Origin of the sequence: Oscillibacter sp. KLE 1745, from assembly GCF_000469445.2 — a bacterium.
Taxonomy (GTDB): Bacteria; Bacillota; Clostridia; order Oscillospirales; family Oscillospiraceae; genus Oscillibacter; species Oscillibacter welbionis.
Map to the genome: position 1 here is coordinate 1 of NZ_KI271702.1, position 12,609 is coordinate 12,609.

Genomic DNA, 12,609 nt, shown 5'->3' on the forward strand with positions numbered 1-12,609 from the left:
CGCAGGCTGCCAGGGCCAGGATGGAGAAGCGCCCCGTGAACAGGCTGGACTCGGCGAAGTCCACTGCAGCGGACTCAGGCGTTCTGGCCATGGGCAAGGACCTCCCCGGTCTCCCGGCAGGGCACCTGGGCCAGTACGGTCTCCACCACGCCGGCCGCCTCCAGGCCGGAGAGCGCCGCCTGATGGGACAGCAGTACCCGGTGGGGCAGGACGTAGCGGGCCAGATACTTCACATCGTCCGGGGTGACATAGTCCCGGCCGGAGAGGGCGGCATAGGCTTTGGAGGCCCGGAACAGGTCCCGGGACACCCGGGGGCTGGCGCCGCAGGCCAGCTCCGGCTGCTCCCGGGTGGCCTGGACCAGCTCCACGATGTACGCCACCACCGGATCGGACAGGCGGACCTGCCGGATCTCCCGGGTGAACCGATTGATTTCCTCCGGGGAGAGCAGGGGGTGGAGGTCCGCAAAGGCGGCTCCATCTCCCACGGTTCGAAGCATGGCGGCCTCCTCCCTGGGGGTGGGGTAGCCCATGGAGAGCTTGAAGAGGAAGCGGTCCAGCTGGGCAGCGGGCAGGGCGAAGGTGGTCTCCGTCTCCACGGGGTTCTGGGTGGCCAGGACCATGAAGGGTGGGGCCAGGGGATAGGTGACGCCGTCTACGGACACCTGCCGTTCCTCCATGGCCTCCAGCAGGGCGGACTGGGTACGGGGGATGGCCCGGTTGATCTCGTCCGCCAGCAGGATGTTGGTCATGATGGGGCCGGGGGTGAAGACCATCTCCCCGGTTTTCTGGCTGTAAATGTTCATGCCCACGATGTCTGAGGGCAGCAGATCCGGGGTGAACTGCACCCGCACCATGCCGCAGCCCAGCACCGCGGAGAGGGCCTTCACCAGCGTGGTCTTGCCCACGCCGGGGATATCGTCAATCAGCACGTGCCCGCCGGCAAACAGGCTGGTGAGTACCAGGCGGATCTGCTCACCCTTGCCGATGATGGCCTTGCCGCACTCTGTCTCGATCTGCTCCGCCAAATGGCGGAGTTCCGTGAAGTCCATAGTCGTGCCTCCCAGGTTCCATGAAATACCCCTCTATTATATCTAACCCGAAAGCGGACCGCAAGAGCGGATGCCAGCTCCGGGAAGACCTGAAAAAATGCGTGAAAAGGAGGGAACCCTCTGGAAAAGCGGAAACGCCTGTGCTATGATACGAAACAGAAGGTCCCGCAACAGGACCGACGAGAATTTGGGAGGAATGCGTATGAAGAAGACATTGTCCCTGCTCCTGTCCCTGGTGCTGATGCTCAGCCTGGCGCTGCCCGCATCCGCTGCGGAGACGGAGTACCCCACCCTGGAGGGCGGCGTAACCGAGATCCAGAAGTATGGCAACATCGTCCTGGACATCGACCCGGCGGACCTGAAGGACGGCGGCTACACATACGGCGACCTGCTGACCGTCACCGTCAACGGCACTGGGTATGACATGCCCCTGTGCACCAACTACTCCGATGTGGACACCGGCGCGCTGGTGCTGCGGGACAGCGAGGGTGTGCTGATCGCCGCCATCAACATGGGGGACTTTGCGACCAGCAACGGCCTGGCCGCCAAGGTCACCGCAGAGGACGGCTCCTACACCTGGGAGTTCCCCGAGGGCCAGTCCCTGGAGAGCATCACCGTCTCCATCTCCATGAAGGAGCAGGGCGGCTACTATGACCAGTACCTCATCCACCAGCTGACCCGCACTGACGAGCGGGCGGACTACGCCTCCGACGCGGTGTTCGCCAACTTCCGCAACGTGGCTGTGGGCGATCTGGGGGAGAACGCCTTTTTCCGCAGCAGCAGCCCCGTGAACAACGAGCTGGGCCGCGCCTCCTATGCCGATGACCTGGCAGAGGCCGGCGGCATCCAGGCGGTCATGAACCTGGCGGATTCCAACGAGCTGATCGAGGGCTACATCGCCGCCGAGGGCTTCGACTCCCCCTACTACCAGTCTCTGTACGAGGCGGGGAAGGTGAAGGCCCTGAACCTGGGCGTGGACTTCACCGCTGCCGACTTCAAGTCCGGCCTGGCGGAGGGCCTGCGCTTCTTCGCGGAGAATGAGGGGCCCTATCTGGTCCACTGCACCGAGGGCAAGGACCGGGCCGGCTTTGTCTCCGCCCTGCTGGAGTGCCTGATGGGCGCCACCTATGACGAGGTTGTGGCGGACTACATGACCACCTATGTGAATTACTATCACCTGGAAGAAGGCAGCGAGCAGTATGAGGCGGTGAAGAACAGCAACATCGTCTCCATCCTCACCAACATCACCGGCGCTGCGGAGGGCACGGACCTGACCACTGTGGATCTGGCCGCTGCGGCAGAGGACTATATGCTGGACGCCGGCCTGACCGCAGACGAGGTGACCGCCCTGAAGGCGAACCTGGCTAAGGACTACACGGTAGAGACCGAGGCTCCCGCGGAGGAGACGCCGGAGGAGCCTGTTCCCCAGGCCCAGACCTACACCGTGGAGGCGGGAGACTGCCTGTGGAACATCGCCTATGAGGTGTACGGCACCGGCACTCGCTGGACTGTGATCTACGAGGCCAACCGGGATACCATCCGTGACCCCGGCATGATCCACATCGGGCAGGTGCTGACCATCCCCGCTGCCTGAAAATGCCTGATTCGTTTTTGAAAACAGCTCCCGGAGCAATCCGGGAGCTGTTTTTTTGCCTTTGTATGCGCTTGCAAGGATTTTACATAGACTTTACAGAGTCCTGGTGTCGGATTTTACTTCCGGCTGTTTATACTAAGACCGTCCCTTGAGCAACAGACATAGGAAAAGGAGTAATCTTCGATATGAAAAAAGTATTTTCGCTCTTGCTGTCCCTGACCATGGTCATGGCTCTGCTGGCCGGCTGCGGCGGTGACACCACGGCTGACGACACCACGGATGATACCGCTTCCAACGACGCCGCCCAGGAGGAGACCGCTGAGCTGAGCGGCACTGTGGCCACCGACGGCTCCACCTCCATGGAGGAGGTCATCGGCGCCCTGGGTGAGCAGTTTATGGCCGACAACTCCGGCGTGTCCGTCACCTACAACCCCACCGGTTCTGGCGCCGGCATCGAGGCCGTGTCCAACGGCAGCTGCGACATCGGCCTGGCCTCCCGCGCACTGACCGATGACGAGAAGGCGGGCGGCCTGACTGAGACCATCGTGGCCCTGGACGGCATCGCCGTGATCGTCAACGCTGAGAACCCCGTCTCCGACCTGACCCTGGAGCAGATCGCCTCCATCTACACCGGCGCTGTCACCGATTGGTCTGAGTTCGGCAGCGACGCCGGCGCCATCGCCGTGATCGGCCGTGAGTCCGGCTCCGGTACCCGTGACGGCTTCGAGTCTATCACCGGCACTGAGGACCAGTGCGTGCTGGCCCAGGAGCTGAGCTCTACCGGCGCCGTGATCGAGGCGGTCCGTACCACCCCCGGCGCCATCGGCTATGCCTCCCTCTCCGCCGTGCAGGATCAGAAGGGCATCACGGTCCTGACTGTGGGCGGCGTGGCTCCCTCTGAGGCCACGGTCCTAGACGGCAGCTATGCCATTCAGCGTCCCTTCGTGTTCGCCACCCGCACCGATGAGGCCCTGTCGGACGCGGCCCAGGCCTTCTTCGACTTCGCCACCTCCACCGCCGCCAGCGACCTGATCGCCAACGCCGGCGCCGTGCCCGTGGCCCAGTAAGACAACGCTTGTTTTCCACCCTCATATATACGGTCAGCCGCCGTGCCCACCACTGGGGCGGCGGCCGTTCCGCTGAAATCTGGACGGACGCCTTGTCCGGGAACAAAGGAGAACCTTATGGAACATGAAATCGCGGGGCAGGCTGTGAAGGCCGCCATGGACGGCGCGCTGGTCGGTACCGCCGACAGGAAAAAGGAGCCCATGACCGGGAAAAAAGCCCTGAAGGCCATGGAGCGGGTGATGAATGCCCTCTTCTTTATCTGCGGCATGGTGGCTGTGGCGTTCGTGCTCCTCATCAGCATCTACCTTATCATCTCGGGCCTGCCGGCCATTCTGGAGATCGGGCCCATCAACTTCCTGTTCGGGACCCGCTGGTATGCCTCTACCGGAGACTTCGGCATCTTCGCCATCATCCTCACCTCCTTCGCGGGCACGGCGGGGGCCATTCTCGTGGGGGTGCCCATCGGCCTGATGACGGCCATTTTCCTGTCCAAGGTGGCGCCGCCTAAGTTTGCCGCCGTAGTTCATGCGGCAGTGGAACTGCTGGCCGGCATCCCCTCCGTGGTGTACGGCCTGGTGGGTATGATCCTGTTGGTGCCCGCCATCCGGGTGGCCTTTGACCTGCCCTCCGGCGCCACGCTCCTGGCGGCTATCATCGTGCTGGCGGTGATGATTCTGCCCTCTATCGTCTCCGTGTCGGAGACGGCGCTGCGCGCCGTGCCCCGGGAGTATGAGGAGGCGTCTCTGGCCCTGGGGGCCACCCATATCGAGACCGTGTTCCGCGTCAGCGTGCCCGCTGCCCGCAGCGGCATCGCCACCGCCATTGTGCTGGGCATCGGCCGGGCCATCGGTGAGGCCATGGCGATCATCATGGTGGCGGGCAATGTGGCCAATATGCCGGGCTTGCTGACGCCAGTGCGGTTTTTGACCACCGCCATTGCCTCGGAGATGTCCTACGCCTCCGTGGGCTCCCTCCACCGCAATGCCCTGTTCTCCATCGGCCTGGTGTTGTTCCTCTTCATCATGCTGATCAATGTGTTCCTCAACGTCTTTATCAAGCGGAAAAAGGAGGACTGACCGAACATGGAATCTCATACCCTGTCCCCCCGGCGCCAGCTGTACGACAAGGGCCTGCGGGTGGTGCTGTACTTCTGCGGCTTCCTCACCTGCGCGCTGCTGGTTCTGATCATCGGCTATATCTTCTACCGGGGCGTCCCATTCATCAGCTGGGAGCTGCTGTCTACCCAGTCCAGCTATATCAACGACACCATCGGTATCCTGCCCAATATCCTCAACACGCTCTATATCATCCTGCTGTCCATGGTGATCGTACTGCCCCTGGGCGTGGGCGCCGCCATCTATCTGACGGAGTACGCCACCAACCGGCGTCTGGTGGCTGTCATCGAGTTCGCCACCGAGACCCTCACCGGCATCCCCTCCATCATCTTCGGCCTGGTGGGTATGCTGTTTTTCATCCAGATGATGGGATTGAAGACCGGTGTGCTGGCCGGCGGCCTGACCCTGGTGGTGATGATCCTGCCCACCATCGTCCGCACCACCCAGGAGAGCCTGAAGACCGTGCCGGACTCCTACCGGGAGGGCGCCCTGGCCATGGGCGCCGGTAAATGGCACATGGTCCGCACTGTGGTGCTGCCCAACGCGGTGGACGGCATCGTCACCGGCTGCATCCTGGCGGTGGGCCGCATTGTGGGCGAGAGCGCGGCGCTGCTGTACACCGCCGGCTTCGGCCTGGTGCTCAATAACTTTGTGACTGCGCTGGAATCCTCCTCCGCCACATTGACCGTGGCCCTGTATGTGTATGCCAGTGAGCGGGGCGAGACAGACATCGCCTTCGCCATCGCCACCATTTTGATGCTGCTGACGCTGGTCATCAACCTGTCCGCCAATCTGGTGGGCCGGAAGCTGAAGAAAAACTGACGAGGAGGATACGAAATGTCCACCATCATTCAAGTAAAGGACCTGAATCTGTGGTACGGGGCGCACCATGCCCTCCACGGTGTGAATATCGACATTCCGGAGCATGAGATCACCGCCCTGATCGGCCCCTCCGGCTGCGGAAAGTCCACCTTTCTGAAGACCCTGAACCGGATGAATGACCTGGTACCGGGCATCCGCATTGAGGGGGAGGTCAACTACGCCGGGCAGAACATCTACGCCCCCAATGTGGACACCACCTGGCTGCGCAAGCAGATCGGCATGGTGTTCCAGAAGGCCAATCCCTTCCCTATGAGCATCTATGACAACGTGGCCTACGGCCCCCGGACCCACGGCATCCGCTCCCGGGCCAAGCTGGACGAGATCGTGGAGAACTCTCTCCGCTCCGCCGCCATCTGGGACGAGGTGAAGGACCGGCTGAAGAAGAGTGCCCTGGGCCTCTCCGGCGGCCAGCAGCAGCGGCTGTGCATTGCCCGTGCCTTGGCAGTGGAGCCGGAGATCCTGCTGATGGATGAGTCCACCAGCGCCCTGGACCCCATCTCCACCTCCAAGATCGAAGACCTTGCAGTGGAACTGAAAAGCAAGTATACTGTCATCATGGTGACCCACAATATGCAGCAGGCCGCCCGTGTCTCCGACAACACGGCGTTTTTCCTGCTGGGGGATCTGGTGGAGTTCGGCAGGACGGAGACACTGTTCTCCACCCCCACGGACAAGCGCACAGAAGACTACATCACCGGCCGGTTCGGCTAAGGAGGGACGTAAGGTGAGAAACAGATTTGGCGAGCAGCTGGAGCGGCTGCACGTGGAAATGATCCAGATGGGCGCCCTGTGTGAGGATGCCATCTCTGCCGCGGCCCAGGCCCTGATGAAGGGTGACGAGGACCTGGCACGCGCCGCCGGGGAGGCGGAGCGGGAGATCGACCAGAAGGAGCGGGAGGTGGAGAACCTCTGCCTGAAGCTGCTGCTGCAGCAGCAGCCCGTGGCACGGGACCTGCGGGAGATCTCCTCTGCGCTGAAGATGATTTCCGATCTGGAACGGATCGGGGACCAGGCGGCGGACATCGCGGAGCTGACCCGGTTCATGCGTCTGCCGGACGGCCCCGGCCGCCAGCGGATCGAGGAGATGTCCAAGGCCGTCATCCGGATGGTGACAGACAGTGTGGACTCCTTTGTAAAGCGGGATCTGGAGCTGGCCCGGGAGGTCTGCCGGGAAGACGACCAGGTGGACGACCTGTTCAACCAGGTGAAAAAGGAGCTGATCGGGCTGATCGCCGCAGACGCCGACTCCGGCGAGCTGTGGCTGGATCTCATCATGGTGGCCAAGTATCTGGAGCGGATCGGCGATCACGCCACCAACGTGGCGGAGTGGGTGGAGTACTCCATTACGGGGAATCACCCCTCCAACAACTGAGCGGCCTGCGCACAGGCGCGGCGCCGATATTGAAAAGGGGGAGGGGCCATGCTTACCTATGAGGATGTGAAAAACAATTCTGCGGTCCGGACCTATATCCAGAGGGCGGACGAGTCTCTGACCGCTCTGGGCTATACGGAGCACAGCTTTGCCCACGTGACGGCGGTGGCGGAAAACGCCGCCTATATCCTCTCCACCCTGGGGTATCCGGAGCGGACGGTGGAGCTGGCAAAGATCGCCGGGTTTCTTCACGACATCGGCAACCTGGTGAACCGGGTGGATCACTCCCAGTCCGGTGCGGTCATGGCCTTCCGCATTCTGGACAACATGGATTGTCCTCCGGAGGAGATCGCCACCATCGTCACCGCCATCGGCAACCACGACGAGGGCACCGGCATGCCGGTGAACGCCGTGGCGGCGGCACTGATCCTGGCGGACAAGTCCGACGTCCGCCGCAGCCGGGTCCGGAATCCGGATATGGCCAGCTTCGACATCCATGACCGGGTGAACTACTCGGTGAAGAAGTCCGTCCTGAAGATCAACGAGGAGCACACGCTCATCAAGCTGAAGCTGTCCGTGGACACGAAGTACGGCTCTGTCATGGACTATTTTGAGATCTTCATGGGCCGGATGCTCCTCTGTCGAAAGGCAGCGGAGAAGCTGGGCCTGCAGTTCAAGCTGATGATTAACGAGCAGCAGCTGATCTGACCGGCCGCCGGAGGGAGACACCCTCCGTCCCTCCAGCGGGGCGGAGAGATTGAATGGGGAGGGATATCTGTGATCTATCTGCTGGAGGATGACGACAGTATCCGGGATTTTGTGATCTATACATTGAACAGCCAGGGTATGGAGGCCAGGGGCTTTCCGCTGCCCTCCCTGTTCTGGCAGGCCGTGGGAGAGCAGATGCCTGCCCTGGTGCTGCTGGATATCATGCTGCCGGAGGAGGATGGACTCAGCGTCCTGAAAAAGCTCCGGGCCACGCCCCGCACGGCCAAGCTGCCGGTCATCATGCTGACGGCCAAGGGCACGGAGTACGACAAGGTGGTGGGTCTGGACGGCGGCGCCGATGACTATGTGGCCAAGCCCTTCGGCATGATGGAGCTGCTCTCCCGCATCCGGGCGCTGCTGCGGCGGACGGAGACGGAGAACGGCACCCTCCGCTGCGGCATTCTGGAGGTGGATCCGGGGCAGCACATCGTCCGGGTCCGGGGACAGGAGACCATCCTGACCCAGAAGGAGTTTGAAGTGCTGTGCCTGCTGCTGCGCAACCCCGGCCAGGTGCTTTCCCGGGAGCAGCTGATCGAGAACGTCTGGGGCTACGCCTTTACCGGCGAGAGCCGGACCGTGGACGTCCACGTGCGGACCCTCCGCCAGAAGCTGGGGGAGGCGGGCGCTTACATCGAGACGGTCCGGGGCTATGGCTACAAGATCAGCCCTGTGAACTGACAGGAGGGCTGGAGAGACATGACGAAACGGATCTTTCGCTCCATCCTGGGCGTGTCCCTGGCAGTGCTGCTGGCCAGCCTGGTGCTGATCGTGGGCGTGCTCCACGGTTATTTCCAGGATCGGGTCTCCGGTGAGCTGGAGAGTCTGGCAGAGTACATCGCCCATGGGGTAGAGGAGAATGGCACGGACTATCTCACAGAGGATCTGCCCGGCAGCTACCGGATTACCTGGGTGGATGCGGACGGCACCGTGCTCTTCGACAACCGGCAGGACCCGGAGGAGATGGGGAACCACGCCCAGCGGGAGGAGATCCGGGAGGCGCTGATCCTGGGGAAGGGACATGCGGTCCGCTATTCGGACACGCTTTCCCAGCAGACGCTGTATGCGGCCCAGCGGCTTGCTGACGGAACGGTGCTGCGGGTGTCCAGCGCCCAGTATTCCGTCTGGGTCCTGGTACTGCAGGCGCTGCAGCCGGTGGCGCTGATGATGCTGCTGGCCTTCATCCTGGCCATGGCGCTGGCTTCCCGGGTGGCGCGGCAGCTGGTGGAGCCCATCAACGCCATCGACCTCAATGACCCCGCCGGCAGCGAGACCTATGAGGAGCTGACGCCCCTGCTGTCCAAGCTCCGCAGCCAGCAGAGGCAGATCCAGCGGCAGATGCGGGATTTAAAGCGCCGGCAGGAGGAGTTCACCGCCATCACGGAGAACATGAGCGAGGGCTTCCTGGTGATCGACCAGGAGACGCGGGTGCTGACTTACAATTCCGCCGTGCTGCGGCTGCTCTACGCGCAGGTCCCCACAGAGGAGGGAGAGAGCGTCTACGCCCTGAACCGGGAGGCGGGCTTCCGCCGCTGCGTGGAGGAGGCTCTGGCCGGTCGGCGGTGTGAGCAGCTGCTGGAAAAGGACGATGATTGCCGCCAGATCATCGCCAGTCCTGTGGAACAGGACGGCCAGATCGCGGGTGCGGTGCTGGTGATCCTGGATGTGACGGAGAAGGAGCAGCGGGAGCGGCTGCGGCGGGAGTTCACCGCCAATGTCTCCCACGAGCTGAAGACGCCCTTGACCTCCATCCTGGGTACGGCGGAGATCCTGCAGAACGGTTTGGTGAAGCCGGAGGACGTCCCCCACTTCGCCGGGAACATCCACCGGGAGACGGAGCGGCTCATCGGGCTGGTGAACGACATCATCAAGTTGTCCCGCCTGGACGAGGGCGGCGGCCTGGGCCAGTGGGAGACCGTGGATCTGTACGAGGAGGCGCGGGCCGTCCTGGAGCAGCTGGCTCCGGCGGCCCAGCGGAAACAGGTGACCACCCGGCTCCAGGGCGGCGAGGCTCTGGTGCGGGGCGTACCCCAGATCGTGGAGGAGATCGTCTACAACCTCTGCGACAACGCCATCGCCTACAACCGGGCGAACGGCAGCGTCACCGTCACGGTGGAAAATACCGCCTTCGGCCCCCGGATCACGGTGGCGGACACCGGCATCGGCATTCCCCGGGAGGCCCAGGGCCGGGTATTCGAGCGGTTTTACCGGGTGGACAAGAGCCATTCCTCCGGCGGCACGGGACTGGGGCTCTCCATCGTCAAGCACGGGGCGGCCTATCTGGGTGCCCAGGTGGAGCTCCACAGCGAACCGGGCCACGGCAGCACCTTTACGCTTACCTTTCCGAAGGCGGGAGCATGAGGGGGGGCTTGCAATCCCGGCGGAAGTGTGCTAGGATAACCGGAGATTGATGAATGATTGGAGGGGTGTGAAGATGCGGATCTGACCTTCGTGTTTTGGCATAGAGGGTTGCTGCGGCGAAGACGCAGCGTCTTTTTCCATGCCATTGCAGGGAAGGCAGACCGCTGATCTCACCCAGGTATCGCACAGCCCCGGATGCGGGGTGAATGCCGTATGCCCGGCCGCGGGAGAGGTCTGCTCTCCCGCGGCCGTTTTTTGCTGCGCAAAAGCACGGCGAATCGGAAATGACGGATGAGACGCTCATGTGCGCGGCATTTGCCGAAGTCTGCGGTGCGCCAGACCGCACATGAGGGTCTGCGCAAAGGAGGAATGCGATATGTCCATGATCGACGTCTCGAATCTGACATTTGGATACGAGGGCAGTCCGGAGCTCATCTTTGACCATGTGGGCTTTCAGATCGATAGCGGCTGGAAATTGGGCTTTACCGGGCGGAACGGCCGGGGAAAGACCACCTTCCTGCGGCTGCTCCAGGGGGAGTACCCGTACAGCGGCACCATCTCCGCCTCTGTGGAATTTGAGTACTTCCCCTACGAGGTGGCGAACCTGTCCCGGACGGGCCTGGAGGTGGTGCGGGAGATCGCGCCGGAGGCGGAGGACTGGGAGATCCAGCGGGAGCTGGGGCTTCTGGACCTGGCAGAGAGATCACTGGAGCTGCCCTTTTCCAGCCTCTCCAACGGGGAGCGGACCAAGGTGCTGCTGGCGGCCATGTTTTTGAAGGAGAATGCCTTCTTGCTGATCGACGAGCCCACCAACCATCTGGACCTGGAGGGACGGCGGAAGCTGGGGAGCTATCTGGCCCGGAAGCGGGGATTTCTGCTGGTATCCCATGACCGGGCGTTCCTGGACCAGTGTGTGGACCATATTCTGGCCATCAACCGGACCAATATTGAGATCCAGCGGGGGAATTTCTCCTCCTGGTGGGAGAACCGCCGGAGGCAGGACGCCTTTGAACTGGCCCGGCAGGAGAAGCTGCAGAAGGACATCGGGCGGCTGACGGAGTCCGCCCGCCGTGCCTCCGGCTGGTCGGACCGGACGGAGAAGAGCAAGTTCGGCGTGGACAAGACCGGGGCCAAGGCGGCGGACCGGGGCTTTGTGGGCCACAAGGCGGCCAAGCTGATGCAGCGGTCCAAATCCATCCAGCGCCGCCGGGAGGAGGCAGTGGAGGAGAAGAAGCAGCTGCTGCAGAACCTGGAGCGGCAGGAGGCGCTGGCAGTCACGCCCCTGCCCTGCCGGACGGGTGCGCGGCTGGCGGAGTTCCGGGACGTAGCCGTGTGCTACAACGGTCGCAGGGTCTGCCGGGAGATCACCTTCGAGGTGCTGGCGGGGGAGCGGATCGCCCTCCAGGGCGCAAACGGCTGCGGCAAGTCCAGCCTGCTGAAGCTGCTGCTGGGGGAAGAGATCCCCCACAGCGGCACGGTGGAGACCATGAGCGGCCTGGTGGTGTCCTATGTCAGCCAGAATACGGACCACCTGCGGGGCAGCCTGACGGAGTTTGTCCGGACCCAGGGTCTGGACGGCAGCCGGTTCCGGACCATCCTGCGGAAGCTGGATGTTCCACGGGAGCAGTTTGAGAAGGACCTGGCAGATTACAGCAGCGGCCAGAAGAAAAAGGTGCTGCTGGCCGCAAGCCTCTGCACACAGGCACACCTGTACGTGTGGGATGAGCCGCTGAACTTTATCGACGTCATCTCCCGGATGCAGGTGGAGGATCTGCTGCTGGCCTGTCGGCCGACCCTGCTGTTCGTGGAGCACGACGCCCGCTTCTGCGACGAGATCGCCACCCGGCGCATCCGGATCCAGAGGGAATGACTCGAAACAAGAAGACGCCCTCCGCAGTTGTGCGGAGGGCGTCCGTTTTCCTTTGTGATTACCAGAGGTCGGGCCAGAATACCTGGCCGTCCTCCGACCGGAAGGGCTCGGGCACCGTGTCCTCTTCCAGCATCCGGGCCCGGATGGCGGCGGAGAGGTCCTCCACTGTGCCGGGGCCGTAGTCGGCAAAGGACGCCGAGTCCATCAAAATGGCGCCCGCCCGGGCCATGTCCTCCAGATTCACCCGCTGGATCTCCTCGGTATGGGAGGAGCAGCAGTCCGTCAGCACCACGGTGTTGTACTCCAGAGCGATGGCGTCATAGCAGGTGGTGCGGATGCAGTTGGGGGTGGTGGTGCCGGTGAGGATCACCGTCCGCACGTCCAGCCGCCGGAGGATCAGGTCCAGCTCCGTCTGGAAAAAGGCGCTCCACCTGGGCTTGATGATGGTGTAGTCCCCGGGCTGGGGGCGCAGGCCCTCCGGTGCCTGGGCGCTGTTGGGACCGGTGGAGGCGGGGCGGCAGGCCCGGCCGCCA

Annotated in this window: 12 protein-coding genes; 10 read left to right on the forward strand and 2 right to left on the reverse strand. The window is 63.3% G+C overall.

What is annotated here, in order from left to right; genetic code table 11:
* Positions 1 to 74: 74 nt before the first annotated feature.
* Entirely contained in the window at positions 75 to 1,049 is a 975-nt protein-coding gene (locus tag HMPREF1546_RS05170; protein ID WP_021748864.1) for a MoxR family ATPase, read from the reverse strand.
* 202 nt (positions 1,050 to 1,251) lie between these two features.
* On the opposite strand from HMPREF1546_RS05170, the gene HMPREF1546_RS19550 reads away from it, so the two are divergent.
* The 10 genes from HMPREF1546_RS19550 to abc-f all read left to right on the forward strand — a co-directional run bounded on the left by HMPREF1546_RS19550 (position 1,252) and on the right by abc-f (position 12,076).
* Positions 1,252 to 2,643, forward strand: coding sequence for a tyrosine-protein phosphatase (locus HMPREF1546_RS19550; RefSeq protein WP_051319952.1), 1,392 nt, complete (start codon positions 1,252 to 1,254; stop codon positions 2,641 to 2,643).
* 185 nt (positions 2,644 to 2,828) lie between these two features.
* Complete coding sequence (locus HMPREF1546_RS05180) at positions 2,829 to 3,710, forward strand: phosphate ABC transporter substrate-binding protein (RefSeq protein ID WP_021748867.1); 882 nt, start codon at positions 2,829 to 2,831, stop codon at positions 3,708 to 3,710.
* A 201-nt stretch (positions 3,711 to 3,911) separates the two neighbouring features.
* Positions 3,912 to 4,787 carry a phosphate ABC transporter permease subunit PstC gene (gene pstC / locus HMPREF1546_RS05185; protein ID WP_036630057.1) on the forward strand — a complete coding sequence of 292 codons (876 nt, stop codon included), beginning with the start codon at positions 3,912 to 3,914 and terminating at the stop codon, positions 4,785 to 4,787.
* Positions 4,788 to 4,793: 6 nt separating this feature from the next.
* Positions 4,794 to 5,648, forward strand: a complete 855-nt coding sequence (gene pstA, locus HMPREF1546_RS05190; protein ID WP_021748869.1) for a phosphate ABC transporter permease PstA — start codon at positions 4,794 to 4,796, stop codon at positions 5,646 to 5,648.
* 15 nt (positions 5,649 to 5,663) lie between these two features.
* Positions 5,664 to 6,419, forward strand: a complete 756-nt coding sequence (gene pstB, locus HMPREF1546_RS05195; RefSeq protein WP_021748870.1) for a phosphate ABC transporter ATP-binding protein PstB — start codon at positions 5,664 to 5,666, stop codon at positions 6,417 to 6,419.
* Between the two features lie 13 nt (positions 6,420 to 6,432).
* Complete coding sequence (gene phoU, locus HMPREF1546_RS05200) at positions 6,433 to 7,080, forward strand: phosphate signaling complex protein PhoU (RefSeq protein ID WP_021748871.1); 648 nt, start codon at positions 6,433 to 6,435, stop codon at positions 7,078 to 7,080.
* Between the two features lie 48 nt (positions 7,081 to 7,128).
* Positions 7,129 to 7,788, forward strand: a complete 660-nt coding sequence (locus tag HMPREF1546_RS05205) for an HD domain-containing protein (RefSeq protein ID WP_021748872.1) — start codon at positions 7,129 to 7,131, stop codon at positions 7,786 to 7,788.
* 69 nt (positions 7,789 to 7,857) lie between these two features.
* The gene (locus HMPREF1546_RS05210; RefSeq protein ID WP_021748873.1) at positions 7,858 to 8,526 is read left to right on the forward strand and encodes a response regulator transcription factor; all 669 of its coding nucleotides are present in this window, start codon (positions 7,858 to 7,860) and stop codon (positions 8,524 to 8,526) included.
* Positions 8,527 to 8,544: 18 nt separating this feature from the next.
* Complete coding sequence (locus HMPREF1546_RS05215) at positions 8,545 to 10,206, forward strand: ATP-binding protein (protein WP_021748874.1); 1,662 nt, start codon at positions 8,545 to 8,547, stop codon at positions 10,204 to 10,206.
* A 376-nt stretch (positions 10,207 to 10,582) separates the two neighbouring features.
* On the forward strand, positions 10,583 to 12,076 hold the full coding sequence (gene abc-f, locus HMPREF1546_RS05220; RefSeq protein ID WP_025544789.1) for a ribosomal protection-like ABC-F family protein: 1,494 nt from the start codon (positions 10,583 to 10,585) through the stop codon (positions 12,074 to 12,076).
* A gap of 58 nt (positions 12,077 to 12,134) precedes the next feature.
* Here abc-f and HMPREF1546_RS05225 read toward each other — a convergent pair.
* A partial coding sequence (locus tag HMPREF1546_RS05225) for a cysteine hydrolase family protein (protein ID WP_021751754.1) occupies positions 12,135 to 12,609 on the reverse strand: 475 nt, incomplete at its 5' end.

Bases quoted from the DNA above. Each gene is read 5' to 3' on its own strand.
- HMPREF1546_RS05170 (WP_021748864.1), bottom strand. From the start codon at position 1,049: ATGGACTTCACGGAACTCCGCCATTTGGCGGAGCAGATCGAGACAGAG.
- HMPREF1546_RS19550 (WP_051319952.1), top strand. From the start codon at position 1,252: ATGAAGAAGACATTGTCCCTGCTCCTGTCCCTGGTGCTGATGCTCAGC.
- HMPREF1546_RS05180 (WP_021748867.1), top strand. From the start codon at position 2,829: ATGAAAAAAGTATTTTCGCTCTTGCTGTCCCTGACCATGGTCATGGCT.
- pstC (WP_036630057.1), top strand. From the start codon at position 3,912: ATGACCGGGAAAAAAGCCCTGAAGGCCATGGAGCGGGTGATGAATGCC.
- pstA (WP_021748869.1), top strand. From the start codon at position 4,794: ATGGAATCTCATACCCTGTCCCCCCGGCGCCAGCTGTACGACAAGGGC.
- pstB (WP_021748870.1), top strand. From the start codon at position 5,664: ATGTCCACCATCATTCAAGTAAAGGACCTGAATCTGTGGTACGGGGCG.
- HMPREF1546_RS05205 (WP_021748872.1), top strand. From the start codon at position 7,129: ATGCTTACCTATGAGGATGTGAAAAACAATTCTGCGGTCCGGACCTAT.
- HMPREF1546_RS05215 (WP_021748874.1), top strand. From the start codon at position 8,545: ATGACGAAACGGATCTTTCGCTCCATCCTGGGCGTGTCCCTGGCAGTG.
- abc-f (WP_025544789.1), top strand. From the start codon at position 10,583: ATGTCCATGATCGACGTCTCGAATCTGACATTTGGATACGAGGGCAGT.